This is a genomic window from Micromonospora sp. WMMD729, from assembly GCF_049315225.1.
GTDB lineage: Bacteria > Actinomycetota > Actinomycetes > Mycobacteriales > Micromonosporaceae > Micromonospora.
Map to the genome: position 1 here is coordinate 596,651 of NZ_CP186059.1, position 26,314 is coordinate 622,964.

Below are 26,314 nucleotides of genomic sequence, written 5' to 3' on the forward strand. Positions count from 1 at the left end.
CCGCCTACATATCCCGACGCGCTTGTACGCGGTGATCAAGAGCTTCGCGTCAGGAAGCGCGCGATTTCTGACGCGAACCTCTTGATCACCGCGCCCCGGGTTGGGGTGGGGCGGGGTGGAGAGGGGGTTAGGTGAGGAAGAGGGTTACGGGGAGGGAGACCAGGGTGGCGGCTACTGCCAGGGCGGTGGCGCCGAGGGCGTGGGGAGGGCGGCCGGTGACCAGCAGGCGCTGGACCCGTACGTCGAGGTCGCGGTCGCCCAGGCCCAGCGCACCCGCCGGGGTGACCCGGTGCCCGGCGGCCGCGAAGCGGCGCAGCGCGCCCGCCAACGGGGCCTCGGCGTGCAGCTCGCGTGCCTTGTCGTCGGCGCGCATCTCGACCAGCAGGGCGACCCGTTCGTGCGCGTCGCGGACCCAGCCGAACCACGGCAGCGCCCGGCACAGCGCGGTGAACGGCAGCAGCACCAGGTCGTGCCGCTCGTGGGCGTGGGCACGTTCGTGCGAGAGCACGGCCGCCAGCTCGGCCCGGTCCAGCAGGCTCAGCGTGCCCGCGCTGACCACCACCTGCGGCTTCACGCCGGGGAGGCAGTACGCCGCGGCGCTCGGATGGTCCAGTACGAGTGCCCCCGGGGCGGCCGGGTCGTTCCGGGCCACCAGGGTCAGCAGGTCCCGGTGCCGGCGCTGGGCGCGGATGGTGCCGTGGATGCTGCGCACGGTCGTGGTGACGAGCACCGCCCCGATGCCGAAGCCCACCCCGACTCCGCCCAGGTGCAGCGCCGTCACGCCGACCGGCAGGGTGCCGTGGACGAGATCGTTGGTCAGGGCGAGCAGGGCGCTCCCGGTGGGCCGGTCGTACGCGGCCAGTCCGAGCGCCATCGGCAGCCCCATCGCGGAGAGGCCCAACGCCAACCCGACGGCCTGCCAGCAGACGATCGCCACCCGCGGGCTGCGCCACGTCCAGGTGGAACGGGCCAGCACCTGCGCGGTCAGATAGCAGGCCAGCATGGTGGCGGCGAAGTGCACGGCGTAGGCCATGGCGCGCCTACCGCTCCGCTGCCTCGTCGGCCGGCCGTCGGCCCGCCGGCGGATCCACCCGGTCGGTCAGCCCCGCCTCGCCGCCGGTCGTACCCGGCCCGGTAAGGCCGGCCTCGCTGCCCAGAGCCGCCCGCAGCACCTCGGCCTCGGTGCCGGTCACCGAGCGGGCGAACCGCACCAGCGCGGCGTCCCGGCTGCCGCCCAGGTCGAGGGCGTCCAGCATGAGCTGGGCGATGTGTGCCTCGCGGCTGGCCGCCGGCCGGTACCGCCAGGCACGGCCCTCGCGCTCGCGCTGCACCATGCCCTTGCCGGCGAGCCGGTCGAGGACGGTCATCACCGTCGTGTACGCCAGTTCGCGGCCGTCGAGCGCGTCGGCGACCTCGCGCACGGTCACACCGTCCGACGTGCCCGGGACCACGTCCCACAGCACGTCCATCACCGCACGCTCAAGATCGCCCAGCCGAGTCACACCCCAATCCTACCCCCGGTAGTAGAAGCGGGCCCCGCCCGTCCCGGCGGCCGCGCCGCAGCCCCGCCCGCCGCCCGCCGCCCGCCGCCCGCCGCCCGCCGTGCAAGATCCGCACAAGAACAGGGATGTTGCTGCCTCCAGCCCCTCGGAGGCAGCAACATCCCGGAAGTTGCGCAGATCATGACCGCGCCCGCCGACCGGCAACCCCCAGAGGCCGAGGACAGAACGAGATCACACCCCCTTGGGATGCCACACCGTCTTCGTCTCGAGCAACGTCGTCATCCGGGTCAGGCCCGGGTCGGCGGTCCAGTCGTGGTCGGCCGGGGCCGGCCGGAGCACCCGCTTGAGGTTCTCAGCCGCCTTGACCTCCAGTTCGGTGGCGAGCGACGCGTCGGTCACCCCGGTCAGGTCGATCGCGTTGACGTCCAGGTGTGAGGCCAACGTGGGCGCGGTCTCGGTGATCGCGCCGGTCAGGATGTTGACCACGCCGCCGGGCACGTCGGACGTCGCCAGCACCTCGGCCAGCGTCACCGCCGCCAGTGGCTCGGACGGCGACGCCGCCACCACCACCGTGTTACCCGTGACGATCGCCGGTGCGATCACGCTGACCAGGCCGAGCAGCGCCGGACGTTCCGGGGCGACCACCGCGACCACGCCGGTCGGCTCCGGCGCGGAGAGGTTGAAGTAGGGGCCGGCCACCGGGTTGGCGCCGCCGTACACCTGGGCGAGCTTGTCGGCCCAGCCGGCGTACCAGACCCAGCGGTCCACCGCGGCGTCCACCTCGTCGCCTCCGATGCCCAGGGCGACGAACTGCTCGCGGCGACCCTCCAGCATCTCGGCGGCCCGGTAGAGGATCTGACCCCGGTTGTACGCGGTCGCGCCGGCCCAGCCCTTCACGGCGGCGCGGGCGGCGACCACCGCGTCCCGGGCGTCCTTGCGGGAGGCCAGTGACACATTCGAGGACTGCACGAGATACGACCGTCCCGACTCGCTGCGCGGGAACTTCCCGCCGATGAAGAGCTTGTACGTCTTGCGTACCGCGACCCGCTCAGACATTGAGGTACCCCTCCAGCCCGTGCCGGCCGCCCTCGCGACCGTAGCCCGACTCCTTGTAGCCGCCGAACGGCGAGGTGGGGTCGAACTTGTTGAACGTGTTGGCCCAGACGACGCCGGCGCGCAGCCGGTCGGCCATCCACAGGATCCGGGAGCCCTTGTCGGTCCAGATTCCCGCCGACAGCCCGTACGGCGTGTTGTTGGCCTTCTCCACGGCCTCGGCCGGGGTGCGGAACGTGAGCACCGACAACACCGGGCCGAAAATCTCCTCGCGGGCGATCCGGTGTGCCTGGGTGACGCCGGTGAAGATGGTGGGCGCGAACCAGAAGCCGCGGTCGGGCAGTTCGCACGGCGCGGACCAGCGCTCGGCGCCCTCGGCCGACCCGGCGTCGGACAGCTCGCGGATGCGCTCCAGCTGGGCGGCCGAGTTGATGGCGCCGACGTCGGTGTTCTTGTCCAGCGGGTCGCCGACGCGGAGCTGGGCCATCCGCCGCTTCAGCGACTCCAGCACCCGGTCGGCGACGTTCTCCTGGACCAGGAGGCGGGAGCCGGCGCAGCAGACGTGCCCCTGGTTGAAGAAGATGCCGTTGACGATGCCCTCGACGGCCTGGTCGATGGGCGCGTCGTCGAAGACGATGTTGGCGGCCTTGCCGCCCAACTCCAGGGTGAGCTTCTTGCGGGTGCCGGCGACGGACCGGGCGATGGCCCGGCCCACCTCGGTGGAGCCGGTGAAGGCGACCTTGTCCACGCCGGGGTGCTCGACCAGGGCGCGGCCGGTGTCGCCGGCCCCGGTGACGATGTTGACCACGCCGGCCGGCAGGTCGGCCTGCTGGCAGATCTCGGCGAACAGCAGCGCGGTCAACGGAGTGGTCTCGGCGGGCTTGAGTACCACCGTGTTACCCGCGGCGAGGGCCGGGGCGATCTTCCAGGCCAGCATGAGCAGCGGGAAGTTCCACGGGATGACCTGCGCGGCCACCCCGATCGGCTGCGGGTTCGGCCCGAAGCCGGCGTGACCGAGCTTGTCGGCCCAGCCCGCGTAGTAGAAGAAGTGCGCGGCGACCAGCGGCAGGTCGACGTCGCGGGACTCCTTGATCGGCTTGCCGTTGTCCAGCGACTCCAGCACGGCCAGCTCGCGGGAGCGCTCCTGGATGAGCCGGGCGATCCGGAACAGGTACTTCGCCCGGTCCCGGCCGGGCATCGGACCCCAGACCTTGTCGTACGCCTTGCGGGCGGCCCGGACCGCGCGCTCCACGTCCTCGGCGTCGGCCTCGGCGACCTCGGCCAGCACCTCCTCGGAGGCGGGGTTGATCGACTTGAAGCTGCCGCCGCTGGTCGGGTCGACGAACGCGCCGTCGATGAACAGCCCGTACGAGGGCTTGAGGTCCACCACCGAGCGGGACTCGGGGGCGGGGGCGTATTCGAACATCGGCTATCAGTCCAGGGTGAAGTAGTCGGGACCGGAGTAAACGCCGGTCGTCAGCTTGGTGCGCTGCATCAGCAGGTCGTTGAGCAGGCTGGACGCGCCGAAGCGGAACCAGTCCGGGTCGAGCCAGTCCGCGCCGACGGTCTCGTTGACCATCACCAGGTACTTGATCGCGTCCTTGGTGGTCTTGATGCCGCCGGCCGGCTTCACGCCCACCTGCCGCCCGGTCGCCGCCCGGAAGTCGCGGACGGCCTCCAGCATGACAAGCGTCACCGGCAGCGTCGCCGCGACCGGGACCTTGCCGGTGGAGGTCTTGATGAAGTCGCCGCCGGCCAGCATGGCCAGCCAGGACGCCCGCCGGACGTTGTCGTAGGTGGCCAGCTCGCCGGTCTCCAGGATCACCTTGAGGTGCGCGTCCCCGCACGCCTCCTTGGTGGCCACGATCTCGTCGTAGACCTCCTGGTACCGCCCGGCCAGGAACGCGCCCCGGTTGATCACCATGTCGATCTCGTCGGCGCCGGCCGCGACGGCGGCCCGGGTATCGGCGAGCTTGATCTCCAGCGGCGCCTGGCCGGACGGGAACGCGGTCGCCACGCTCGCCAGGTGCACAGCGGATCCGCGCAGCACCTCGGCGACGTACGGGACCATCGCCGGGTAGACGCAGACCGCGCCGACGTGCGGGCACGACGGGTCGGCCGGGTCCGGGCGCAGCGCCTTGGCGGCCAGCGCGCGCACCTTGCCCGGGGTGTCGGCCCCTTCGAGCGTGGTCAGGTCGACCATCCGGATCGCCAGGTCGATCGCCTGGGCCTTGGCGGTGGTCTTGATGGAGCGGGTGCCGAGCTGTGCCGCCCGCTGCTCCGCGCCGACCTGGTCCACGCCGGGCAGGCCGTGCAGGAAGGTCCGCAGAGCGGTCTCGGATCGTCCCAGCTCGGAGAGGTCCGACCGGGCCGACGTCGTTGTCGCCGTCATGCCGAGAAGTCTACGCACGGAACCGCTGAGTGATCTTGGTCACGGCGGGTGCCCGGCGTGAGCGAGGTCGCCGGTCCGCCCGCACCCCCACCGGGCCGCCGGCCGGACGGGTAGGTTGAGCGATCGTGGACGTACACGTCATTGACCACCCGCTGGCCCAGTCCCGGCTGACCGCCATGCGGGACGCGCGCACCGATTCCTCGACGTTCCGGGCGGCGCTGCACGAACTGACCACCATGCTGGTGTACGAGGCGGCGCGCACCTTCCCCGTCGAGCGGTACCCGGTGCAGACGCCGGTCACCGGCACCGAGGGCACCCGGCTGGCGAACCCGCCGCTGCTGGTGCCCGTGCTGCGGGCCGGCCTCGGCATGGCGGACGCCGCACTCGGCCTGCTGCCCGAGTCCTCGATGGGCTTCGTCGGCCTGGCCCGCGACGAGGAGACCTACGAGCCGCGCGCCTACATGGAGTCGCTGCCCCGGGACCTGACCGGTCTGCCGGTGCTGGTCCTCGACCCGATGCTCGCCACCGGCGGCTCGCTGGAGCACTCCTGTCGGCTGCTGGCCGACCGGGGCTGCACCGACATCACCGTGCTCTGCGTGCTCGCCGCGCCCGTCGGCATCGAGCGGCTGGAGCGCTCCGGCCTGCCGCTGCGCCTGGTCACCGCCTCGATCGACGAGGGTCTCAACGACAAGATGTTCATCGTCCCCGGGCTCGGCGACGCCGGCGACCGCCAGTTCGGTGGCATGCCCCGGTTCTGAGCGTGACACCCGGTCGGTGCCGGGTCCGGCGGGTCCGCGCGCGGTGGTGCGCGGACCCGCTACCGTCTCCGGCCATGACTGGTGTTGCGCTCGCCGAGGAGTTGCTGCTCCTCGCCTACGACGACTCGACCGGCAAGGCGACCATGCCGCGGATCAGCCTGGACCTGGGCATGGCCGCCGCAGTGCTGGTCGAGCTGGCCCTGGCCGGCCGGATCGCGTACGGCGACGGTTCGTTGACCGTGGTCGACCCGACGCCCACCGGCGAGCCGGTCGCCGACGACGTGCTCGCCCGGATCGGCGCCGACACCCCGCACACCCCGGCCTCGTGGGTGCAGCGCCTGCGGCACGGCCTGCGCGACAAGATCCTCGGTGACCTCTGCGCCCAGGGGGTCGTCCGCGACGTCGACGAGACCGAACTCGGCTTCATCCACGTACACCGTTATCCGGTGGTGGACAGCTCGGTCGAGGCGGACACCCGCCGGCGGCTGGCCGAGGCGCTGGCGGGCGCGGCGGCCCCGGACGAGCGGACCGCCGCCCTCGCCACCCTGGTCGTCGTGCTGCGGATGGAGTCCGCGCTGGGGGTGAGCGGCGAGGAGGCCGCCACCGCCCGCCGGCGGTTGGAGGAGATCGCCACCGGCGCCGGCTTCTCCGGTCAGGTGAGCACCGACGACTCGGTGGTCCGCCCCTCGGTCGGCCTGGTCGTCGCCGCCCTGGCCAGCGCGGTCGACGCGGCGCTCGGCAAGCGCGCCTGACCGCCGGGGCCAACCCACCTCCGCCGCCCCCTTTGCTCTGCTTCAACCCGCGCAACACTTTCGGCCGCCGAGCGTTGCCTCCGTTGAAGCAGAGCAAAGGGACCGGGACAGGTGGGTGGGGTCGATCCCGGTAGGTCGGTCGCGGTCAGATGCCGAGGGCGGCGGCGACGTCGGCCCGCAGCCGCGCGACCGCCGCACCGGCCCGGCTCCGGGCGGCGGCGACAGCGCCGTCGGCCACCGGCTCCACCACTTCGAGGTACGCCTTGAGCTTCGGCTCGGTGCCGGAGGGACGGATCACCACCCGGGCCGTGGCGGTACGCAGGATCACCACGTCCGACTCGGGCAGCAGGTCCCGGACACTGTCGACTGGCTGGTTCAGCAGCATGCCCGGGGTGGCCGTCCGGATCCGGGTCATCGCGTCGGCAATTTCCCGCAGGTCGTCCACCCGCACGGAGAGCTGGTCGGTCTGGTGCACGCCGAACTCGGCGGCCAGCTCGTCCAGCCGGTCGGTCAGGGTGCGCCCCTGCGCCTTGAGGCCGGCGGCCAGCTCGGCCACCGTCAGCGCGGCCGTGATGCCGTCCTTGTCCCGGACGTGCTCCGGGGCGACGCAGTAACCGAGCGCCTCCTCGTAGCCGAAGACCAGCGGCGCGCTGCCGCCGCCGGCCCGCACGATCCACTTGAAGCCGGTCAACGTCTCGTCGTAGGGCAGGCCCCGGGCCGCGCACATCGCCCGCAGCAGCGACGACGACACGATGGTGGTGGCGTAGAGGCCCGTCACGCCGCGCCGCATCAGGTGGTCGGCGAGCAGCACGCCCACCTCGTCGCCACGCAGCATCCGCCAACCGCCAGAGCTGTCCCGGACGACCACCGCGCAACGGTCCGCGTCCGGGTCGTTGGCGATGGCGAGGTCCGCGCCGGTGGCGTCGGCCAGTGCGATCAGCCGGTCGACGGCTCCCGGCTCCTCCGGGTTGGGGAACGAGACGGTCGGAAACGCCGGGTCCGGCTCCGCCTGGTCGGGCACCACGCCGGGGACCGGGAAACCGGCCCGGGCGAACGCGGCGGTGAGCACCGCCGCGCCCACCCCGTGCAGCGGGGTGTACGCCACGGACAGGTCCCGCGGCCCGTCCGGGTCGATCACGGCGGTGGCCCGCTCGACGTACGCGGCGACGAGGTCGTCACCGAGCACCTCGCCGGGCCGCCCCAGCGGTACCTGGGTCAGCGGGCCGACGGCCCGGATGGCGGCCTCGATGCCGGCGTCGGCCGGGGGCACGATCTGCGCCCCGGCCCCCAGCTCACCGCCGAGCTCCGCGCCGAGGTAGACCTTGTAGCCGTTGTCCTGAGGCGGGTTGTGGCTGGCGGTGACCATCACGCCGGCCACCGCGCCCAGTTGACGTACCGCGTACGCGAGGACCGGGGTGGGCAGCGGGCGGGGGAGCAGCAACGCCGGCCGGCCGGCCCCGGTCGCCACCTGGGCGGTGCGCTCGGCGAACTGGCGGGAGCCGTGCCGGGCGTCGTACCCGATCACCAGCGGGCCGGTGCCACCCTGGGCCGCGAGCCAGGTGACCAGGCCGGCGGCGGCCTGGGTGACCACGGCGAGGTTCATGCCGTTCGGGCCGGCGCGCAGCGGGCCGCGCAGGCCCGCGGTGCCGAAGGTCAGCGGGCCGGCGAACCGGTCGGCCAGTTCCGGGGCGCTCGCCGGCAACCCGTCGAGCACCGCCGTCAGCTCGTCCCGGCTCGCCGGGTCGGGATCGTCGGCCAGCCAGCGCTGAGCCTGCTCGCGAATGTCGTCGATGTCAGTGGTGTCCGCCGCCATGCCCCTTGATAGCACGACGGCGGATCACCACTGGCGGTTCCCTCCGGCTCAGCCGTTCCCGGTGAGCTGGAACGTGCGTACCATCTCGTCGAAGATCGGCTTGCTCTCGGCGAACTTGGCGTCGTTCGCGGTCAGGTAGAACGAGTACGCCTTGCCGTCCTGCGCCACGCCGCGCCAGATGCCGTGCCGCATGGTGTCGCCCTGGCCGCAGGTGTACTCGAACTCGGCGGCCGGCTTGTCGGCCAGCGTGGTCTCGGTCGAGGTCACCTGCTCGTACGGCTTGACGCAGGAGGTGCTCCTGGTCTTGAGGCCGTTCTCGGCGGTCTCGGCCCACCGGGTGGAGCTGCTGGACCACTTCTCGGTGATGATGCGCACCTTGCGGCCGCTGTCCTCCGGGTCGACGTAGTCGGTGTACGTACCGCCGGTGGACTTCTTCCAGCCCTTGGGCACCATGACCTGGATGCCGCGGGCCGCGTGCTCCTGCATCTCGATGCCGGGGCCCGCCGCGGCGGACGGGCTGGGCTGCGCCTGCGGGGCGGTCGGCGCGGGGTCGTCCCCGCCGGAGAGCGCCACGATGCTGATCAGCAGCACCACGGCCAGGCCACCGGCCGCGGCGAGCTGGACCTTGCGCGGCCAGCCCTTCACCGTGGTCACGAGTTGACCACCGGTCGCGCGGACCTTGTCCAGGGCACTGCCGCCGCCGGCGGCCGGGGGCGGTGTGGTCGTCCAGGGCTGACCGGTGCCCGGGACCGACCACTGGTTGCCGCCGCCGTACGTGCCGCCGATGCGCTGGGTGGCCTCGGGCGCGCCGTAGCCCACCGGCTGCGTCGCGTCGGGCCGGCTGCCGTAGGTGACCCGCTGGGTGGCGTCGGGGTGGGCGCCGGCGTCCACCCGCTGGGTGGCGTCCGCGCCGCCGCCGTAGGTACGCCCCGCGGTGGGGCGACCCGAGGTGGGCATCGCGCCGGTGGGCGTGTGCAGCGGGCCCGCCAGTGCGTCGGCGCTGGTCTCGTCGAGGGCCGCGGCGGCGGCCGCACCGGCCGGCTGCGGGCGTTCACCCCGGCGCAGCGCGGCCAACCGGTCGGTCAGCGACTCGCCGGGGGCGAGCATGGCCCGACCACCGATCTGCGCGTCCGGCTTCGACTCCGGCGGGGCCGGCGCGTGCACGGGGGCCGGACGCTGCTGCACCGGCACCACGGCGTACGGGTCGGTGACCGAGTGCACGGCGGTGGCGGTGCTGCCCAACGGGCCGGCGAGCAGCTCCCGCAGCATGCCCCGGGAGGTGTGCACGTCCAGCCGGCGGGCCGGGTCCTTCTCCAGCAGGCCCATCAGCACCCGGGTCAGCGGACCGCTGCGCTGCGGCGGTGCCGGCGGGTCCTCGACGACCGCGTGCATGGTCTCGATCGGGTCGCCCTTGTCGAAGGGCGGACGCCCCTCCACGGCCGTGTAGAGCGTCACGCCCAGCGAGAAGAGGTCGCTGGGCGGACCGAACTCCTGGCCCATGGCCCGCTCGGGCGAGATGAAGTGTGGGGAGCCGAGCACCATGCCGGGCGTGGTGAGCTGCACGTCGGTGGGCATCCGGGCGACACCGAAGTCGGTCAGCACGCAGCGGCCGTCGGAGCAGATCAGCACGTTGGCCGGCTTGACGTCGCGGTGCAGGACGCCGATGGCGTGCGCCACCTCCAGCGCGCCGAGCAGCGCGATGCCGATCTTGGCCACCGCCCGGGGCGCGACCGGGCCGTCCTCGATGACCATGTCGGCGAGGCTGCGGGCGTCCAGCAGCTCCATGACGATCCATGGCCGACCGGCCTCGGTGACCACGTCGTACACCTGCACGACGGCGGGGTGCTGGATGGCGGCGGCCGCGCGGGCCTCGCGCAGCGTCCGCTCGTACATGGCGTCGCGGTCGCTGGGCGCCAGCCCCGGCGGGAGGACGACCTCCTTCACCGCCACGTCGCGGCGCAGCAGGGTGTCTGTGGCGCGCCACACCGTGCCCATGCCGCCGTTGCCCACCGCGGACCGCAGCGAGTACCGGTCACCGATGGTGGTGCCGGGCGCTGCTCGTCCGCTGGCGGGACTTACCTGTCCGCCGCTCCACGTCGGGATCTGAGTCACAGAAAAGCCACCGGGGGAAATCGAGGGGGGCTGGGACACAACCCCCCTATCTTGCTGGTTCCGACGCCCGATGCGAAAGCCGACGCGGCGGACGTTTGGTGAAGTCGACAGATCGTGCCCGACCGTTCACCTCCCGTCGACCGGTCGAGACGCACTGTGCGGTATCCCTCACCCGGCCCCGGGCCAGGGCGTCCTACCATCCGGGGATGAGCGAACGGCGGTCAAGCGAGTCCGGTTTCCCGATCAAGGGCGTCTACACGGCGGCCGACCTTCCGGAGGACCTGGACTCCCGGCTGGGTGGCCCCGGCGAGTTCCCGTACACCCGGGGGGTCTACCCCACGATGTACACCTCCCGTCCGTGGACCATGCGCCAGTACGCCGGCTTCGGCACCGCCACCGAGTCCAACGCGCGGTACCACCAACTGTTGCGGGCCGGCACGACCGGACTCTCGGTCGCCTTCGACCTGCCGACCCAGATGGGGTACGACTCCGACGACCCGATCGCGCACGGCGAGGTCGGCAAGGTGGGCGTGGCCATCGACTCCATCGAGGACATGCGGCTGCTCTTCGCCGACATCCCGCTGGACAAGGTCTCCACCTCGATGACGATCAACGCTCCCGGCTCGGTGCTGCTGCTGCTCTACCAGCTCGTCGCGGAGGAGAACGGGGTCGCCGGCGCGGCGCTCAACGGCACCATCCAGAACGACATCCTCAAGGAGTACATCGCCCGCGGGACGTACATCTTCCCGCCGAAGCCCTCGCTGCGCCTGGTGGCCGACACGTTCGCGTACTGCCGCAAGGAGGTGCCGAAGTGGAACACCATCTCCATCTCCGGCTACCACATGGCCGAGGCCGGGGCGACGCCCGCGCAGGAGATCGCGTTCACCCTGGCCAACGGTGTGGAGTACGTCCGGGCGGCGTTGGCCGCCGGGCTCGCGGTGGACGACTTCGCGCCCCGGCTGTCGTTCTTCTTCGTGGCCCGCACCACGCTGCTGGAGGAGGTGGCGAAGTTCCGCGCCGCCCGGCGGATCTGGGCCCGGCTCATGCGTGACGACTTCGGCGCCAAGGACCCGAAGTCGATGATGCTGCGGTTCCACACCCAGACCGCCGGTGTGCAGCTCACCGCCCAGCAGCCGGAGGTGAACCTGGTCCGGGTCGCGGTGCAGGGCCTGGCCGCGGTGCTCGGCGGCACGCAGTCGCTGCACACCAACAGCTTCGACGAGGCGATCGCGCTGCCCACCGAGAAGGCCGCCCGGCTCGCGCTGCGCACTCAGCAGGTGCTGGCGTACGAGACGGACCTGACCACCACCGTCGACCCGTTCGCCGGCTCGTACGTGGTGGAGGCGATGACCGCCGAGATCGAGGCCGCCGCCGTGGAGCTGATGGAGCGGGTGGCCGATCACGGTTCGGCGGTGGACGCCATCGAGGCCGGGTTCCAGAAGCGGGAGATCGAGCAGTCCGCGTACCGGATCGCCCAGGAGATCGACTCCAGTGAGCGGGTGGTGGTGGGGCTCAACCGGTTCACGGTCGACGAGGAGGAGCCGTACGAGCCGTTGCGGGTCGACCCGGCCATCGAGGCGGCGCAGGCCGAGCGGTTGGCCCGGCTGCGCGCCGGACGGGACGCCGACGCGGTGACGCGGACGCTGGCCGATCTGCGGGCCGCCGCCGAGGGCTCGGACAACGTGCTCTACCCGATGCGTGAGGCGCTGCGGGCTCGGGCCACGGTCGGTGAGGTCTGCGGGACGCTGCGCGAGGTGTGGGGGCAGTACCGGCCCACCGACCGGTTCTGACGCGACCGGCGTCGGGTGTGTCCGCCCGGCGCCCGGGGTACGCCGACAGGTGGGCCGGAACGCACACGGTGTGCGGTCGGGGTCGGCGAGATTATGTGAGCGTCCTTGTCCGGCCGGTTGCGGAGCGTGGTCGCCTTATTGTCGGAGTGTCAGTTCATCACCCCGACTAATGCGACAATTCGCAGCGTGGGTCCAGGGGCGGCGACGCAACTCGTGGCCCTTCCGGCCGGTTACGCGTTGTAGGAGGTGAGGGGGCAGATGGCGGCGTTCGAGCGCGATCTACCTGCGGTCCCGCACCTCGATGAGCGCGCTCAGCAGGGCATACGTGACGCTACGCGGTCTGATCATCACCGTAACGAGGTTGCGCAGCGTCACCGTCGGAGGTCTAGGCTGTCTGCTGTCCCCGATGATCCATCCATCTCTAGTGATCGAGAATTCGACGTGACGAGTGCGTTGACGCTGCCCACCGGCGGCCAGCTGGCGTCGTCCTGGCTGGAGACTCCGCCCGGGTCCCAGCCCCTTCCCCGCGACCTGGACCACCTGCTCGCGCTCCGGGTACCCGGGCTCATCGCCACGCGCCGTCACCTCCACTCGCACCCCGAGTTGTCCGGTACGGAGTTCGAGACGGCGGCCCTCATCGCCCGGGAGCTCTCCCTGGCCGGCCTGAGCCCGCGACTGCTGCCCAAGGGCAACGGCGTGATCTGTGACGTCAACGGCCGCCCGGACGGGCCGGTCGTCGCGCTGCGCGCCGACATCGACGCCCTGCCGCTCGACGACCCCAAGGACGTGCCGTACCGCTCCACCGTCGACGGCGTCTGCCACGCCTGCGGCCACGACGTGCACACCTCGATCCTGCTCGGCGTCGGCATGCTGCTGGCCCAGCTCGCCGACCTCGGTGAGCTGGACGGCCGGGTCCGGCTCATCTTCCAGCCGGCCGAGGAGATCCTGCCCTGCGGCTCGTTGGAGGTCATCGAGGCCGGCGGCCTGGACGACGTGGTGCAGATCTTCGCGCTGCACTGCGACCCGAACCTGCCGGTGGGCCAGGTGGGCCTGCGGGTCGGCCCGATCACGGCGGCCGCCGACAATGTCACCGTCCGGCTGTCCGGGCCCGGCGGGCACACCGCCCGGCCACACCTGACCGTCGACCTGGTCGACGCCCTCGGCCGGCTGATCACCGAGGTCCCGGCCCTGGTGAGCCGCCGGGTGCCGGCCAACAGCGGGCTGCTGCTGGTGTTCGGCCACGCCTCGGCCGGCACCCGGTACAACGTCATCCCCTCCGAGGCGTCCGCCTCGGGCACCCTGCGGGTGATGGACCGCGACACCTGGGAGCAGGCTCCCAAGATCGTGGCTCAGGTGGTGCGGGACGTGATCGCCCCCACCGGCGCGACCGTCGACCTGGAGTACCTGCGCGGCCGACCGCCGGTGAGCAACGACTCGCGGGCCATCCAGGTGCTGACCGCCGCCACCGGTGCGGCGCTCGGGCCCGAGGGCATCGCCGAGACGCCGCAGAGCATGGGCGGCGAGGACTTCTCCTGGTACCTGGAGTACGTCCCCGGCGCGCTCGCCCGCCTCGGCGTGGGCCGGATCGGGCCGAACGTCGACCTGCACCGCGCGTCCTTCGACGTGGACGAGCGGGCCATCCCGGCCGGCGTCCGCGTCATGGTGCAGACCGCGCTGCGGGCACTTGCGGCGGCGCGCTGACCTGGGCGACCTGCGCCGGCGTCCGCCGACGCCGGCGCCGACGCAGCACCAGCAGCAGGACCGTCAGGGGTACGCCGAAGGCCACCAGCCAGGGCAGCAGCGCGCCGAGGACGGTGAGCAGGACGGTCATCGAGGTGACGAACGCCTCCCAGCCGCCCTTGAGCCCGACCAGGAAGCCGGTCTCGGCCTTCTCCTCATCGGTCTTCGCCGCCGGCCCGGCCAGCGACACCGTGATCGTGGAGAGCGCGGTCAGGTCGGCCAGCCGGCGCTTCTTGGCCTCCAGCGAGGCCAGGTCCGCCTCCCGGCGACCCAACTCGTTCTCCAGCGACACCAGGTCGGCGATCGAGTTGGCGCGGGCGAGCAGTCGTCGCGCGCTGTCCACGCGGGCCCGCTGCGTGACGATCCGGGCCTCCAGGTCGACGGTCTCCTCCGTGACGTCCTGGGTGTTGATCTCGCGGCTCTGCTGGCGGCCGAGCTTCGCGACCTCCTCCACCACCTGAGCGAACTTGGCCGCCGGCACCCGCAACTGCAACTCGGCCACCGCGTCGGCCTCGGCGCTGCGCCGCTGGTCGCCGCCGATGAAGCCACCCGCCCGGGTGACCACCGCGCTGACCTCGCGGGCCGTGGCGTCCACATCAGTCACCTGTACCCGCATCGATCCGGTGTAGATGATCGCCCGCTGGTCGACCCGCAGATCCGGAGCACCGGCCCCGGCCGTTCCGGCCGCGTCCGCGTCGCTGCCCTTGTCGAGCGCGCCCTGCGCGCCCTGCGGGGCCTCGGCCGCCGTACCCGCCGAATCGGATCCGCTGTCACCGGCGCTGCACCCCGCGAGGGCCACCGCCGCCAGCAGTGTTCCCGCCGCCAGGAGTGCGCCGCGGCGTCGTCCTCTCCGTCCGTCCATCCCCGCTCCCATCGTCGTCAGCCTCAGTGGCGATAGTTCGGACGCGCCGCGTCCACCGGCTGGTTCCGGCAGACTGCGCTGAGGACATCACGATTCGATAGTCGAGGAGTCACGATGCGGCTCACCAAGTACGCCCACTCCTGTCTCCGGGTGGAACACGACGGGGGAGTGCTCGTGGTCGATCCCGGAGTGTTCAGCGACCCGGCGACGGCGCTGGACGGCGCGGACGCGGTGCTCGTCACCCACGAGCACCCGGACCACCTGGATCCGGCCGCGGTGCGGCTCCAGCTCGACCGGCAGCCGTTCCCGATCTACGGGCCCGCCTCGCTCGCCGACGCCCTGGGCGACGCGGCCGAGGCACTGTGCCCTGTCGAGCCCGGCGAGTCGTTCACCGCCGCCGGGGTCGCGGTCCGCGCGTACGGGGGACGGCACGCGGTCATCCACCCGGACATCCCGGTGATCGACAACCTCGGCTACCTGATCAACGACGTGGTCTACCACCCCGGCGACTCGCTCGTCGTACCGCTGGAGACGCCTGTCGACACGCTCTTCGCGCCGATCCACGCTCCCTGGTCGAAGTTCTCCGAGGTGCTCGACTTCATCCGGGCGGTCGCCCCGCGCCGCGCGTACGCCCTGCACGACGCCCTGCTCAACGGCAACGGGCTGGGCGTGCTCAACCGGCAGTACGCGGCCCTGTCCGGCACCGAGTACCAGCGTCTGGAGCCCGGTACCCGGGTGGACGTCTGACGCGATGCCCGGCCCCTCCGTGGAGCTGGTCCGGCAGCTCTACCGCACCCCACCGGACCGGTTCGTGGCCGCCCGGGACGCCGCGGTGGCCGAGGCCCGGCGAGCCGGCGACACGATCGGCGCCCGGCAACTGGCCCGGCTGCGCCGCCCCACCGTCGCCGCCTGGCTGGTCAACCTGCTCGCCATCGAGCGTCCCGAGCTGGTCGCCGACCTGGTCAATCTCGCCGACGCGCTCCGGGCGGCCCAGCGGGAGCTGCGCGGCGCCCGACTGCGGGAGTTGTCGGCCCAGCGTCGCGCGGTGGTCGCGGCCCTGGTCGCCGAGGTCCGTACGCTCGCCAGGGCGGAACCCGACGCGCCACCGGCCGGCCGGCTGCCGCTGGCCGAGGTGGAGGCGACCCTGAACGCGGCGCTCTCCGACGCCGACGTCGCCGAGCAGGTGCGGGCGGGACGGCTGCTCCGCGCGGCCACCTACGCCGGCTTCGGCGAGGTGCCCCGACCGCAGTTGCGGCTGGTCACCGGCGACGAGGAGGAGCCACCGGCCCGACGACCGGGCGTCCAGCGGGACAGTCCGGAGCCGACCCGCCGTACCGACCGGGCCGGGGAGCGTGCCGCGCAGGCCGAGCGGGCGGCGCAGCGGGCGGCCCGGGCCGAGCGCGCCCGCCGCCGTCGGGCCCTGGACCGCGAGTTGGACCGTGCGCGCGCCGACCAGCAGCGGGCCGAGGACGAGTTGGCCGAGGCGGCCGGGCAGGAGCGCGACGGCGTCGCCGTACTCGACGAGATCGAGACCGAGCTGGCCGAGTTGGAACGCCGACGCGCGGTGGCGGAACAGGACCTGAGCCGGGCCAAGCTGGCCCGGCGGGCGGCCGAGCGGACGGTCACCGCGGCCCGCCGCCGGGCGGGCGAGGTCGAGGCGGCCGTCGAGGCGTTGGTGGCCGAAGAGGGGGATGCGGACGCGGGCGGTGGCGCGGCAGACTGACATCGATGGACGACGACGAGCGGATGAGCCGTCTGCGGCCGGCCGCCCCCGAGCGGCGCGCGCGGACGGCGTCCGGATGACGCCGGAGCAGCTCGCCGCCGCCAGCAAACCCGCCGTCCTCGACCTCGGCGACGGGTTCAGCAGGTGCCCGAGCACGCTGCGTCGGGCCCGACTGCTCGGCATCTCCGGCTGGGCCTTCTACATCAGCGGTCGGGCCGGCGCGCTCGGCGACGTACGCGCGGAGACGGCCGCCGCGGCGATCGGCTTCGTCGCGCCGGACGCCGTCGCCGACGGCTGGGACGCCGCCGCCCGGGTGCTGCCGCCGGTCGAGGTGGCCGCCGCGAGTCTCGCCGAGTGCTGCCGGTGGGGGACCGAGATGCTGGGCGTGCTTCCCGGGGTCGAGCGCCTGGCCGACCTGGTCGAGCGGGCGGTCGCCGCCGCCGACACCAGCGGCATGCCGCTCTTCGCCGCGTGGCGGGCCATGCCGCTGCCGGATCACTCGCCGGGGGCCCGCAGCGCCGCCGGGCTGCGACTGCTGCGGGAACATTTCACCGGCGCCTACCTGCTGGCGGTACGGGCCGCAGGCATGACCCCGCTGGAGGCGGTGCTGGCCGGGCCGGAGGGCGAGGCCGGTGCGGTGGCGTGCGGGTGGCCGCCGCCGTACCCGGCGGTCGGGCCGTTGGTGCGTCGGCGGCTGTGGGCGGAGGCGGTGACCAACCGGCTGGCGGCGCCCGCGTTCGCGGCGCTCGGTCCCGCCGACGGCGCCGAGCTGGTGGAGTTGCTGCACCACACCCGCGCCGGCTTGGCCTGATGCGCCCACCCGGCGGAAAATGGGCGGCGCTGTCGGCCGTCGGCTGCCAGGATCTCCTGCCGTGACGCTTCCCGCCGGCTGGACCGCGCGCCGGCCCACTCTCGACGACGTACCGGCGATCCTCGCGGTGGTGCACGCCGCCGACACCTTCGCCATCGGCTACCCCGACTTCGACGCCGAGGACGTCGAGGAGGCGTTGACCGCGCCGCACTTCGACCCGAGCCGGGACTCCTGGTTGGCGCTCGACCCGGACGGCACCGTCGTCGGCTGGGCGACGGTGGACAACCCGACCGGGGTCGGCCGGGAGTTCGTGGAGGTCTACGTCGACCCCGAGCGGGGCGCCACCCTCCGTGCGCCGTTGCTCGCCCGCCAGCTCGACCGGGTCGCCGAGCGCGCCGCGGAACGGCGACTGCCGGCGCTCACCGTCCGCTGCGCGGTGTTCGCCCCGGAACGCGACTGGGACCGGGACCTGCGGGCCGCCGGTTTCACCCTGGCCAAACGGTACGTTCGGATGCGTTGCCCGTTGGCCGACCTGCCCGCCGAGCCCGCCCCGGTCGGTGTCACGGTGCGGCCGGTCCGCTTCGACGACGAGGCCGAGCTGCGGGAGTTCCACCGGATCCACGACATCGCCTTCGGCGACACCCCGGATCACGAGCCGTTGTCGTACGACAGGTGGCGGGCCCGCATCGGTGACGTGACCGCCTGGGACGAATGGTTCGTCGCCGAGGTCGACGGGGTGTTAGCCGGCGCGTTGCAGTCCTCGGACCAGGCGCTGGACCGGCAGGAGGGCTGGGTGAAGAGCCTGTCGGTGCTGCCCGCGTACCGCCGCCGGGGTGTCGGTGCGGCGCTGCTGCGCCGCGCGTTCGCCCGCTACGCCGACAAGGGCCGGCAGTTCGCCGGCCTCGGCGTGGACCTCACCAACCCGACCGCCCCGCTGTCGCTCTACCGCTCGGTGGGCCTGCGGGAGACGGAGTGGACCGACATGTACGAGCGGGTCGTCCCGGCCGCCGGTGTGTGATTGACGACCCCGGCCGGGCCCGACGGGCGTCCGGGCCGGTGACGGTTGCAGACTGGGGGCGTGGGATACGCGCTACGGGGACGCGGTGCCGGTGGGGCGGGACCGCAGCTCGGTGACGTAGTCGTCCGGCGCGCCCGCCTTCTCGGCGGCGTTCGCGATCTCGGACAGGTACCACGACGTCGGCAGGCCACCCTCGTACCCGTCGAAAACGTAGATCCACGCCGTGACGTCGCCGTCGAGGGTGGAGATCCGTACGTGCAGCTTGCGGTACGTGCCGGCGGTCACACCCTCGATCTCGTCGAGCTGGGCCGCGTCGTACGGGTGGATGTCGTAGATCGCCACGAACACCCGGTCGCCGGGGGACTCGACGACGGTGCTCACCGCACCCTCCCAGCCGATCACGTCCTCCCCGGCGAAGGTCAGCCGCCACCCTTCCAGCCAGCCGGTGCCCACCATCGGCGAGTGCGGGCAGTAGGCCCGCATTCGGGACGGATCGAGGTTTGAGCCGTAGGCGGCGTGATGACCCACGGCGATGACGATAGCCCGGCGGACGGGTGGGGGAGAATACGACCGTGCGTGTCGGATGCGCTCGGGAGAAGAAAGTCACTGTGAGCATCAACGAGGGGCGAACGTGGTGAGCGCGAGGAGTGCAGCGCAGCGGAGCCCCGCAGTCGCGAGCGAAAGGATGGCTCTGTGAGCCGGATCGTGATCATCGGCGGTGGGCCGGCCGGGTACGAGGCGGCACTGGTCGCCGCCCAACTGGACGCCGATGTCACCGTCGTCGAGGCCGACGGCGCGGGCGGGGCGTGCGTGCTCTCCGACTGCGTCCCGTCGAAGACCTTCATCGCCAGCTCCCAGGTGGTCACCGGCTACCGGGACACCGAGGAGTTCGGGGTGCACTCGGACGGCCTCGAGGCGGTGACCGTCGACGCGCAGGCCGTGCACGCGCGGGTGAAGCGGCTGGCGCTGGCGCAGTCCGCCGACATCCACGCCAAGCTGCTCAAGGCGGGGGTCACCTTCGTGGCCGGCACCGCCCGCCTCGGCGACGACGCGCTCGGGCACACCCACCGGGTCATCGTCACGCCCGCCGACGGCGGCGAGGAGTACCCGATCGACGCGTCCACCGTGCTGGTGGCCACCGGCTCGACGCCCCGGCAGTTGCCCACCGCCGTACCCGACGGCGAGCGCATCCTGACCTGGCGTCAGGTGTACGACCTGGCGGAGCTGCCGGAGCACCTGATCGTGGTCGGCTCGGGCGTGACCGGCGCCGAGTTCGCCAGCTCGTACCTCGCGATGGGGGTGGAGGTCACCCTCGTCTCCAGCCGCGACCGGGTGATGCCGCACGAGGACGCCGACGCGGCGTCGGCCATCGAGCGGGTCTTCCGCAACCGGGGCATGAACATCCTCAACAACTCCCGGGCGGACGCGGTGCGCCGTACCGCCGACGGGGTCGAGGTGGAACTCTCCGATGGGCGCAGGGTCACCGGCTCGCACGCCCTCATCGCGGTCGGCTCGATCCCGAACACCGCCGATCTGGGCCTGGCCGAGTACGGCGTGGAGCTGGGCCGGGGCGGTTACGTCACGGTCGACCGGGTCTCCCGGACGAACGTGCCCGGCATCTACGCCGCCGGTGACTGCACGGGGGTGCTGCTGCTGGCGAGCGTCGCCGCCATGCAGGGGCGGATCGCCATGTGGCACGCCCTCGGTGAGGCCGTCCGCCCACTGCGGCTGCGGACCGTCGCCGCGAACGTCTTCACCGACCCGGAGCTGGCCACCGTCGGCGTCTCGCAGGACGAGGTCGACGCGGGGAAGGTGCCGGCCCGGCAGGTGATGCTGCCGCTCTCCGGCAACGCCCGCGCCAAGATGGACGACCTCTCCGACGGGTTCGTGAAGTTGTTCTGCCGGCCCGCCAGCGGTCAGGTGATCGGCGGCGTGGTGGTCGCGCCGAAGGCCAGCGAGCTGATCCTGCCCATCACCATGGCCGTGGAGAACAATCTGACGGTCAACGAGCTGGCCCAGACGATCACCATCTACCCCAGCCTCTCCGGCTCCATCACCGAGTCGGCCCGCCAGCTCATGCTCCACGAGTTGGAGTAGCCGTTCTCGTCGATCATGGACGTGTGGTGGCCGTTCTGCGCCGCCGCGCCCCCTTTGTGCGGCACCACGATCCCATGATCGACGGGTGGGCGCCGGGTCTGGGTCACCGCCACCGTCGCCAGGAGCGCTACCTCGGTGAGGATCAGGAGGCGTTCGGCCAGGCCGATCAGCATCCGGTCGCCGGGGTAGGCGGACCAGACCATCCCCGCCGCCAGGACCAGGCTCAGCACGACGAGGGTACGGAGCCTGGCGGCGGTGGACGTCAGGTCCGGGCGCCGGGCGAGCAGCCAACCGCCGATCGGCAGGGCCAGGAAGGCGACCACCGACGCGTACCGGTGCACGTACGCGGACATGGTCATGGCGGTGCCCGGCTCGTTCGTCGGCACCACGGCGGCCAGCAGCAGCCCCGCCACCCAGGCGCCGAGCAGCAGCTCCACCGCCCGTCCGGGCGGCGGGCCGGTGCGGCGCAGCCCGTACATCAGTGCCACGGTGGCGAGGGCCAGCACCACCATGGCGACGTCGATGACACCGCCCCGGTCGGAGACGGCGAAGTCGCTGATGGTCAGCGCCCACGGGTTGAGGTCGTCGTTGACTTCCAGATGGCCGATCACGGTGAGCAGCGCCGCCACGGCGATCCCGCCGAGGGCGAACAGGCCGGTGCTCCGGGTTCCAGGCATGCCTCAGCCTGTCGCCGCGCACACCCCAGCCAGATCCGGGACCGCCACCGACTTCGCCCCCAAATCCCACCCCTAGAGGCCGCCTGCGCGGCATGGCGAGGGCCGACCGGGTGCCTTAGGCGACGTTGAGGTGGATGTTCCCGATGCGGGCGACGACGTCGAGGTGGCCGCCCAGGCCGGTGACGTAGGCGCGAAGGGTGTCCAGACTGGTATGTTCGCCGTTCTCGATCTGACTGATCCTGGCCTGGCTCAACCCTGCGGCCTCGGCCAGTTGAGCCTGGGTCATCCCCAGGTGCTTGCGGATCTCCGCCAGTTGCGCGCCGCTGACCAGCGCCAACATCTGCTCGCGGTGCTGCGCTCGTCGGGCGACCCGGTCTGGGTGTTCCCAGGACGGATCGAGTTCTCGGGCCTTGGCCCGAACGTCCCGCCAGTCCACTCCGTCGGTCATCTCTGCGCTTCCTTCAGCCTCGAGAGGTGTTCCTGGAATCGGTCGTCCGCGAGAGAGACCGCCGTCCTGTACCAACTCTGCCACTGACCCGATTTGTCTCCAGCGACCAGGAATACTGCTTCCCGGACGGGATCGAAAGCGAAGATCATGCGGATCTCCGTGGAGCCGGCCGAGCCGGGTCGCAACTCCTTCATGTGGTGGAAGATGCTGCCCTTGAGGCGGTCGACCAGGGGGCGGCCGAGAGCGGGACCGTGTTCGGCGAGGAGGTCGATGGCCTCGCTGACGAGGTCGGCGCTGGCTGGTTCCGTCTCACAGAGGTGGAGGAACCACTTCTCAACCTCGGGGTGAAGTTTGACCTCCCACATGCCGTCAATATAAGTCAACCTTATACCCCCAGGGCTGAGTGACACTCAGTCCACGGGGACCTGGGTGGCGGTACGGGCGTGGCGGGCGCTGACCACCGTCATCGCCCATCCGGCGGCGGCGAAACCGGCCGCCGCCGCGGCGGCGATGATGGCCAGCCGCCAGGCCGACTCGGTGAGCGCGGCACCACCCAGGTGCCCGATCAGCGCGCCGTAGCTGGCCCAGCCCAGCGCGGCGATCGTCTCGTAGAGCGCGAACAGCCGGTACGGGTAGCGGCTGCGGCCGGCCGAGAAGCAGGCGGCCATCCGCCCGCCGGGCACGAACCGGCACAGCAGGATGACCAGCGGACCGGGTTGTCGGAGTCCCTGGGTGACCCGGCTGGCCACGCGGCGGGCGCGGCTCGGCTCGGTGTGCCGGGGCGCTCGACGGTCCGGAGCGAGTCGGCCGAGCAGGTAGCAGGCGAGGTCACCGGCGAACACGCCGAGCGCGCCGACGGCGATGGTGACCGGCAGGCTGAGTCCGCCGTACACGGTCAGCGCGCCACTGGTGATCATGACGAGCTGGGTGGGGATGACGGGTACGAAGGCGTCGGCGATGAGGAGCCCGAGCAGCACCAGATACGCCCACGTCGGAGACGCGACGTCAGTCAGTAGTTCGGGCACGCCTGCCACCTCGCCGGATGCGGCCGATTGGGTGTCTTGAGCCTGACGGCATGGCCGGCGTCACCGTGGACGGCCCCGGGGCGTCGTGACCGCCGACACCACAGAGCCACCCTGCTCCAACGAGGCAGGCACCCGCTGGTGACGGCCCCGACCCGGCCCGGGACGGTCGCCGGATCGGCCCCGGTCGGCGTACCGTGGTCGGCGCGGCCCAGCACGCCGGGTCCCCCGTTCCTGACGATGCGGGCCGCTCAGGGCCGCCGGCGGGTCCCGCGCCGGCGGCCCGCCTCGCTTCCCGCCGCCGCAAATCCGGGTGCGTCCCCGACCGCCCGACGGGTAGCGTCGCGGCATGCGCAGCGCGGTAGTGATGACGACGACGCCGGGTGTCCCCGGCGTGCCGCGCTGACGTAACCACCGTCGACCAGGCCCGGGGCGATCCGCCCCCGGGGGCCGTTCGGCGTTCGGTGTCCAGGTCGCCTCCGGGTCGTACCCGATCCAGGAGCCCGACATGATCGACCACCGTAGGCTCGGCCGCGAGCTGGACCTGTTCGTCTCCGATCCGCTGGCCGGCGCCGGCCTGCCCATCTGGCTGCCGGCGGGCGCCGCCGCCCGGCACGCCGTCGAGGAGTACGTCCGGGAGTTGGAGCGCCGCTCTGGCCACCAGCACGTGTACTCGCCGCCGCTGGGTAAGCGGGAACTCTTCGAACTCTCCGGCCACCTCGGCTACTTCGCCGACGACATGTTCCCGCCGCTGCGGCTGAGCGCCGACGACGAGTTCGTGCTCCGGCCGGCGCTCTGCCCGCACCACGCGCTGGTCTTCCGGGCCCGGGGCCGCTCCTACCGGGAGCTGCCGCTGCGGGTCGCGGAGCTGGGCGGGATGTACCGCGCGGAGCGTTCCGGGGTGCTCGGCGGGCTGTCCCGGGTACGCGCCATCTCCCTGAACGACGCGCACACCTTCTGCGCACCGGAGCAGGTCGGCGCGGAGGTCGCCGAGATCCTCGGACTGATCCGCGCCGCGCACGCCGCGCTCGGCGTACGCCCGGCCGGGTTCCGGCTGTCGCTGCGCGGGCCGGGCGAGAAGTACGTCGGCGACGACGCCCAGTGGGCCCGCGCCGAGGAGCTGCTGCGCGGCGCGCTGGCCGGGGTCGAGTACGTCGAGGCCCCGGGAGAGGCCGCCTTCTACGGCCCGAAGATCGACATCCAGATCGTCGACGCGGCCGGCCGGGAGTCGACCATCTCCACCATCCAGGTGGACTTCGACAAGCCGGAGCGGTTCGACCTGTCGTACACCGATTCCGACGGCAGCCGGCGTCGGCCGGTGCTGCTGCACCGCAGCCTGGTCGGCAGCATGGAACGGCTGTTCGCGTACCTCATCGAGGCGCACGAGGGCGCGTTCCCGGCCTGGTACGCGCCGGTCCAGTTGGTGGTGCTGCCGGTGGACGACGGGCAGGCCGACGCGGCGGCCGACCTGGCCCGGCGAGCCCTCGACGCCGGGCTGCGGGTCGAGGTCGACGCCGCCGGCTCGCTGGGCGCCCGGGTCCGGGACGCGGCCCGCCGCCGCGTCCCGTACCTCGGGGTGCTGGGCGCCCGGGAGGCCGCCGCCGGCGCGCTCGCCCTCCGGCTGCGCGACGGCCGTGCCCTGGCCGCGATGCCGGCGGACGCCGCGCTCGCCCTGATCGGCGGGCAGGTCGCCGCCCGCTCGGCGGATCTGCTCCCGGACCGACATCGCTAGACCGACGCCGGTTGCGCCGCGGTGGCCGGCTCCTCGTCGACCACCGCGCCGGTGAACTGCGAGCGGTACAGCCGGTGGTACGCGCCGTGGGCGGCGAGCAACTGCTCGTGGGTGCCCTGCTCGACGATCCGGCCGTCCTCCATCATCAGGATCAGGTCGGCGTCCCGGATGGTGGAGAGCCGGTGCGCGATGACGAAGCTCGTCCGGTCCGAGCGCAGCGCCGCCATCGCCCGCTGGAGCAGCACCTCGGTACGGGTGTCCACCGAGCTGGTGGCCTCGTCGAGGATGAGCAGGGACGGCTCGGCGAGGAACGCCCGGGCGATGGTGATGAGCTGCTTCTCACCGGCGCTGACGTTGCTGCCCTCCTCGTCGATGACGGTGTCGTAGCCGTCGGGCAGGCTGCGCACGAACCGGTCCACGAAGGTGGCCCGGGCCGCGGCGACGATCTCCTCCTCGGTGGCGTCGGGGCGGCCGTACGCGATGTTGTCCCGGATGGTGCCGCCGAACAGCCAGGTGTCCTGGAGCACCATGCCGACCCGGCCCCGCAGGTCGTCGCGGCGCAGCGTGGTGATGTCCACCCCGTCGAGCGTGATCCGGCCGGCGTCCAGCTCGTAGAAGCGCATGATCAGGTTGACCAGGGTGGTCTTGCCGGCGCCGGTCGGGCCGACGATCGCCACGGTGTGCCCCGGCTCGGCCACCAGCGACAGGTCGTCGATCAGCGGCTTGTCCGGCGCGTACCGGAATGAGACGTGCTCGAACTCGACCCGGCCGTGCGGGTCGACGACCCGGGCCGGCTGGGCCGGGTCGGGGCTCTGCTCGTCGGCGTCGAGCACGGCGAAGACCCGCTCGGCCGACGCCACCCCGGACTGGAGCAGGTTGGCCATCGAGGCGAGTTGGGTGAGCGGCTGGGTGAACTGGCGGGAGTACTGGATGAACGCCTGCACGTCACCGAGGCTCATCGCCCCGGAGGCCACCCGCAGACCGCCGACCACGGCGATCGCCACGTAGCTCAGGTTCCCGATGAACATCATCGACGGCATGATGATCCCGGAGATGAACTGCGCGCCGAAGCTGGCCCGGAACAGCTCCTCGTTCTTGGCGTGGAAGGCGGCCTCCACCTCACGCTGCCGGCCGAAGACCTTCACCAGCTCGTGCCCGGTGTACGCCTCCTCGATCTGGCCGTTCAACGCGCCGGTGTGGGTCCACTGGGCAATGAACTGCTTCTGCGAGCGCTTGGCGATGCGCTGGGTTACCAGCACCGACAGCGGTACCGCGATCAGCGCCACCAGGGCCAGCAGCGGCGAGATCCAGAACATCACGCCGAGTACGCCGACCACGGTCAGCAGCGAGGTGAGCAGCTGACTGAGGGTCTGCTGAAGGCTGGTGGAGATGTTGTCGATGTCGTTGGTGACCCGGCTGAGCAGCTCACCGCGGGGCTGCCGGTCGAAGTAGGGCAGCGGTAGCCGGTTGAGCTTCTCCTCCACCTCGGCGCGCAGCCGCAGCACCGTACGCTGGACCACCCCGTTGAGCAGCCAGCCCTGCCACCACGCCAGCACGCTCGACGCCAGGTAGAGCCCGAGCGCCAGCAGCAGTACCCGGCCCAGCGCGTCGAAGTCGATGCCCGTCCCGGGCACCACGTCCATCCGGGCCAGCATGTCGGCGAAGCTCTCGTTGCCGCCGGCCCGCGCCGCGTCGACGGCCTGGTCGGCGGTGGTGCCCGCCGGCAGTTGCCGACCGATCACCCCGCTGAAGATGAGGTCGGTGGCGTGGCCCAGGATCTTCGGGCCGGCCACGCTGAAGCCGACGCTCACCACGGCGAGCGTGATGATCGCGGCCAGGTGCAGCCGGTGCGGGCGCAGCCGGCCGAGCAGGCGTCGGGCCGACGGCCCGAAGTTCATCGACTTCTCGGCGGGCATCCCCGCGCTCATCCACGGCGGGCCGCCGCCCGGCCGGCCCGCCGGCAGCCGCTTCGGCGTCCGCCCGTCGCCGCCGGCCTGCGGCGTGTCACCGCC

General features: G+C 72.6%; 24 protein-coding genes. 10 read left to right on the plus strand and 14 right to left on the minus strand.

What is annotated here, in order from left to right; genetic code table 11:
• Nucleotides 1–127: 127 nt before the first annotated feature.
• From ACN263_RS02780 to deoC, 5 genes are all read right to left on the minus strand, one after another.
• On the minus strand, nucleotides 128–1,033 hold the full coding sequence (locus tag ACN263_RS02780) for a M56 family metallopeptidase (protein ID WP_422738260.1): 906 nt from the start codon (nucleotides 1,031–1,033) through the stop codon (nucleotides 128–130).
• A gap of 7 nt (nucleotides 1,034–1,040) precedes the next feature.
• Nucleotides 1,041–1,502, minus strand: a complete 462-nt coding sequence (locus tag ACN263_RS02785; RefSeq protein ID WP_422738261.1) for a BlaI/MecI/CopY family transcriptional regulator — start codon at nucleotides 1,500–1,502, stop codon at nucleotides 1,041–1,043.
• 231 nt (nucleotides 1,503–1,733) lie between these two features.
• Complete coding sequence (locus ACN263_RS02790) at nucleotides 1,734–2,558, minus strand: aldehyde dehydrogenase family protein (protein WP_422738262.1); 825 nt, start codon at nucleotides 2,556–2,558, stop codon at nucleotides 1,734–1,736.
• Nucleotides 2,551–3,981 carry an aldehyde dehydrogenase family protein gene (locus tag ACN263_RS02795; protein ID WP_422738263.1) on the minus strand — a complete coding sequence of 477 codons (1,431 nt, stop codon included), beginning with the start codon at nucleotides 3,979–3,981 and terminating at the stop codon, nucleotides 2,551–2,553. Before ACN263_RS02795 ends, ACN263_RS02790 begins: the two co-directional genes overlap by 8 nt.
• A gap of 6 nt (nucleotides 3,982–3,987) precedes the next feature.
• Nucleotides 3,988–4,947, minus strand: coding sequence for a deoxyribose-phosphate aldolase (gene deoC / locus ACN263_RS02800; protein ID WP_422738264.1), 960 nt, complete (start codon nucleotides 4,945–4,947; stop codon nucleotides 3,988–3,990).
• A 125-nt stretch (nucleotides 4,948–5,072) separates the two neighbouring features.
• On the opposite strand from deoC, the gene upp reads away from it, so the two are divergent.
• A complete protein-coding gene (gene upp, locus ACN263_RS02805; RefSeq protein WP_422738265.1) occupies nucleotides 5,073–5,705 on the plus strand; it encodes a uracil phosphoribosyltransferase in 633 nt (210 codons plus the stop codon).
• A 74-nt stretch (nucleotides 5,706–5,779) separates the two neighbouring features.
• On the plus strand, nucleotides 5,780–6,457 hold the full coding sequence (locus tag ACN263_RS02810; protein ID WP_422738266.1) for a GOLPH3/VPS74 family protein: 678 nt from the start codon (nucleotides 5,780–5,782) through the stop codon (nucleotides 6,455–6,457).
• Nucleotides 6,458–6,602: 145 nt separating this feature from the next.
• Here ACN263_RS02810 and ACN263_RS02815 read toward each other — a convergent pair whose 3' ends face one another.
• A complete protein-coding gene (locus ACN263_RS02815) occupies nucleotides 6,603–8,270 on the minus strand; it encodes a phospho-sugar mutase (RefSeq protein ID WP_422738267.1) in 1,668 nt (555 codons plus the stop codon).
• A gap of 48 nt (nucleotides 8,271–8,318) precedes the next feature.
• Entirely contained in the window at nucleotides 8,319–10,382 is a 2,064-nt protein-coding gene (locus ACN263_RS02820; RefSeq protein ID WP_422738268.1) for a serine/threonine-protein kinase, read from the minus strand.
• Nucleotides 10,383–10,588: 206 nt separating this feature from the next.
• On the opposite strand from ACN263_RS02820, the gene ACN263_RS02825 reads away from it, so the two are divergent.
• Nucleotides 10,589–12,172 (plus strand): acyl-CoA mutase large subunit family protein, encoded by a 1,584-nt coding sequence (locus ACN263_RS02825; RefSeq protein ID WP_422738269.1) that lies wholly within the window; start codon nucleotides 10,589–10,591, stop codon nucleotides 12,170–12,172.
• 441 nt (nucleotides 12,173–12,613) lie between these two features.
• Complete coding sequence (locus ACN263_RS02830; protein WP_422738270.1) at nucleotides 12,614–13,873, plus strand: amidohydrolase; 1,260 nt, start codon at nucleotides 12,614–12,616, stop codon at nucleotides 13,871–13,873.
• On the opposite strand, the gene ACN263_RS02835 is transcribed toward ACN263_RS02830, so the two are convergent.
• On the minus strand, nucleotides 13,830–14,795 hold the full coding sequence (locus ACN263_RS02835) for a DUF4349 domain-containing protein (RefSeq protein ID WP_422740576.1): 966 nt from the start codon (nucleotides 14,793–14,795) through the stop codon (nucleotides 13,830–13,832). The two genes, ACN263_RS02830 and ACN263_RS02835, sit on opposite strands and share 44 nt — an antisense overlap.
• Nucleotides 14,796–14,888: 93 nt before the next feature.
• Here ACN263_RS02835 and ACN263_RS02840 point away from each other — a divergent pair, with 93 nt between their 5' ends.
• The 4 genes from ACN263_RS02840 (at nucleotide 14,889) to ACN263_RS02855 (ending at nucleotide 18,326) form a co-directional block, all read left to right on the plus strand.
• Nucleotides 14,889–15,521 (plus strand): MBL fold metallo-hydrolase, encoded by a 633-nt coding sequence (locus ACN263_RS02840; protein WP_422738271.1) that lies wholly within the window; start codon nucleotides 14,889–14,891, stop codon nucleotides 15,519–15,521.
• 4 nt (nucleotides 15,522–15,525) lie between these two features.
• On the plus strand, nucleotides 15,526–16,497 hold the full coding sequence (locus tag ACN263_RS02845; RefSeq protein ID WP_422738272.1) for a hypothetical protein: 972 nt from the start codon (nucleotides 15,526–15,528) through the stop codon (nucleotides 16,495–16,497).
• A gap of 76 nt (nucleotides 16,498–16,573) precedes the next feature.
• Nucleotides 16,574–17,308: an SCO6745 family protein gene (locus tag ACN263_RS02850; protein WP_422738273.1), complete on the plus strand. Its 735-nt coding sequence runs from the start codon at nucleotides 16,574–16,576 to the stop codon at nucleotides 17,306–17,308.
• Between the two features lie 61 nt (nucleotides 17,309–17,369).
• The gene (locus ACN263_RS02855) at nucleotides 17,370–18,326 is read left to right on the plus strand and encodes a GNAT family N-acetyltransferase (protein ID WP_422738274.1); all 957 of its coding nucleotides are present in this window, start codon (nucleotides 17,370–17,372) and stop codon (nucleotides 18,324–18,326) included.
• Between the two features lie 72 nt (nucleotides 18,327–18,398).
• Here ACN263_RS02855 and ACN263_RS02860 read toward each other — a convergent pair whose 3' ends face one another.
• Nucleotides 18,399–18,854 carry a gamma-glutamylcyclotransferase gene (locus ACN263_RS02860; RefSeq protein ID WP_355048912.1) on the minus strand — a complete coding sequence of 152 codons (456 nt, stop codon included), beginning with the start codon at nucleotides 18,852–18,854 and terminating at the stop codon, nucleotides 18,399–18,401.
• 165 nt (nucleotides 18,855–19,019) lie between these two features.
• On the opposite strand from ACN263_RS02860, the gene ACN263_RS02865 reads away from it, so the two are divergent.
• Nucleotides 19,020–20,423 (plus strand): NAD(P)H-quinone dehydrogenase, encoded by a 1,404-nt coding sequence (locus ACN263_RS02865; RefSeq protein ID WP_422738275.1) that lies wholly within the window; start codon nucleotides 19,020–19,022, stop codon nucleotides 20,421–20,423.
• Here the strand turns inward: ACN263_RS02865 and ACN263_RS02870 are convergent.
• The 4 genes from ACN263_RS02870 to ACN263_RS02885 all read right to left on the minus strand — a co-directional run bounded on the left by ACN263_RS02870 (nucleotide 20,357) and on the right by ACN263_RS02885 (nucleotide 22,573).
• Nucleotides 20,357–21,100: a DUF998 domain-containing protein gene (locus tag ACN263_RS02870; RefSeq protein WP_422738276.1), complete on the minus strand. Its 744-nt coding sequence runs from the start codon at nucleotides 21,098–21,100 to the stop codon at nucleotides 20,357–20,359. The genes ACN263_RS02865 and ACN263_RS02870 overlap by 67 nt on opposite strands.
• Nucleotides 21,101–21,215: 115 nt before the next feature.
• On the minus strand, nucleotides 21,216–21,548 hold the full coding sequence (locus ACN263_RS02875; protein WP_422738277.1) for a helix-turn-helix domain-containing protein: 333 nt from the start codon (nucleotides 21,546–21,548) through the stop codon (nucleotides 21,216–21,218).
• Nucleotides 21,545–21,913: a type II toxin-antitoxin system RelE/ParE family toxin gene (locus tag ACN263_RS02880; RefSeq protein ID WP_422738278.1), complete on the minus strand. Its 369-nt coding sequence runs from the start codon at nucleotides 21,911–21,913 to the stop codon at nucleotides 21,545–21,547. The genes ACN263_RS02875 and ACN263_RS02880 overlap by 4 nt, the downstream gene beginning before the upstream one ends.
• 45 nt (nucleotides 21,914–21,958) lie before the next feature.
• On the minus strand, nucleotides 21,959–22,573 hold the full coding sequence (locus tag ACN263_RS02885; protein WP_422738279.1) for a DedA family protein: 615 nt from the start codon (nucleotides 22,571–22,573) through the stop codon (nucleotides 21,959–21,961).
• A gap of 505 nt (nucleotides 22,574–23,078) precedes the next feature.
• On the opposite strand from ACN263_RS02885, the gene thrS reads away from it, so the two are divergent.
• Entirely contained in the window at nucleotides 23,079–24,302 is a 1,224-nt protein-coding gene (gene thrS, locus ACN263_RS02890; RefSeq protein WP_422738280.1) for a threonine--tRNA ligase, read from the plus strand.
• Here thrS and ACN263_RS02895 read toward each other — a convergent pair.
• A complete protein-coding gene (locus ACN263_RS02895) occupies nucleotides 24,299–26,230 on the minus strand; it encodes an ABC transporter ATP-binding protein (protein WP_422740577.1) in 1,932 nt (643 codons plus the stop codon). The genes thrS and ACN263_RS02895 overlap by 4 nt on opposite strands.
• Nucleotides 26,231–26,314: the final 84 nt, after the last annotated feature.

Bases quoted from the DNA above. Each gene is read 5' to 3' on its own strand.
- ACN263_RS02780 (WP_422738260.1), bottom strand. From the start codon at position 1,033: ATGGCCTACGCCGTGCACTTCGCCGCCACCATGCTGGCCTGCTATCTG.
- ACN263_RS02790 (WP_422738262.1), bottom strand. From the start codon at position 2,558: ATGTCTGAGCGGGTCGCGGTACGCAAGACGTACAAGCTCTTCATCGGC.
- ACN263_RS02795 (WP_422738263.1), bottom strand. From the start codon at position 3,981: ATGTTCGAATACGCCCCCGCCCCCGAGTCCCGCTCGGTGGTGGACCTC.
- deoC (WP_422738264.1), bottom strand. From the start codon at position 4,947: ATGACGGCGACAACGACGTCGGCCCGGTCGGACCTCTCCGAGCTGGGA.
- ACN263_RS02810 (WP_422738266.1), top strand. From the start codon at position 5,780: ATGACTGGTGTTGCGCTCGCCGAGGAGTTGCTGCTCCTCGCCTACGAC.
- ACN263_RS02815 (WP_422738267.1), bottom strand. From the start codon at position 8,270: ATGGCGGCGGACACCACTGACATCGACGACATTCGCGAGCAGGCTCAG.
- ACN263_RS02825 (WP_422738269.1), top strand. From the start codon at position 10,589: ATGAGCGAACGGCGGTCAAGCGAGTCCGGTTTCCCGATCAAGGGCGTC.
- ACN263_RS02840 (WP_422738271.1), top strand. From the start codon at position 14,889: ATGCGGCTCACCAAGTACGCCCACTCCTGTCTCCGGGTGGAACACGAC.
- ACN263_RS02845 (WP_422738272.1), top strand. From the start codon at position 15,526: ATGCCCGGCCCCTCCGTGGAGCTGGTCCGGCAGCTCTACCGCACCCCA.
- ACN263_RS02850 (WP_422738273.1), top strand. From the start codon at position 16,574: ATGACGCCGGAGCAGCTCGCCGCCGCCAGCAAACCCGCCGTCCTCGAC.
- ACN263_RS02870 (WP_422738276.1), bottom strand. From the start codon at position 21,100: ATGCCTGGAACCCGGAGCACCGGCCTGTTCGCCCTCGGCGGGATCGCC.
- ACN263_RS02875 (WP_422738277.1), bottom strand. From the start codon at position 21,548: ATGACCGACGGAGTGGACTGGCGGGACGTTCGGGCCAAGGCCCGAGAA.
- ACN263_RS02880 (WP_422738278.1), bottom strand. From the start codon at position 21,913: ATGTGGGAGGTCAAACTTCACCCCGAGGTTGAGAAGTGGTTCCTCCAC.
- thrS (WP_422738280.1), top strand. From the start codon at position 23,079: ATGATCGACCACCGTAGGCTCGGCCGCGAGCTGGACCTGTTCGTCTCC.
- ACN263_RS02895 (WP_422740577.1), bottom strand. From the start codon at position 26,230: ATGAGCGCGGGGATGCCCGCCGAGAAGTCGATGAACTTCGGGCCGTCG.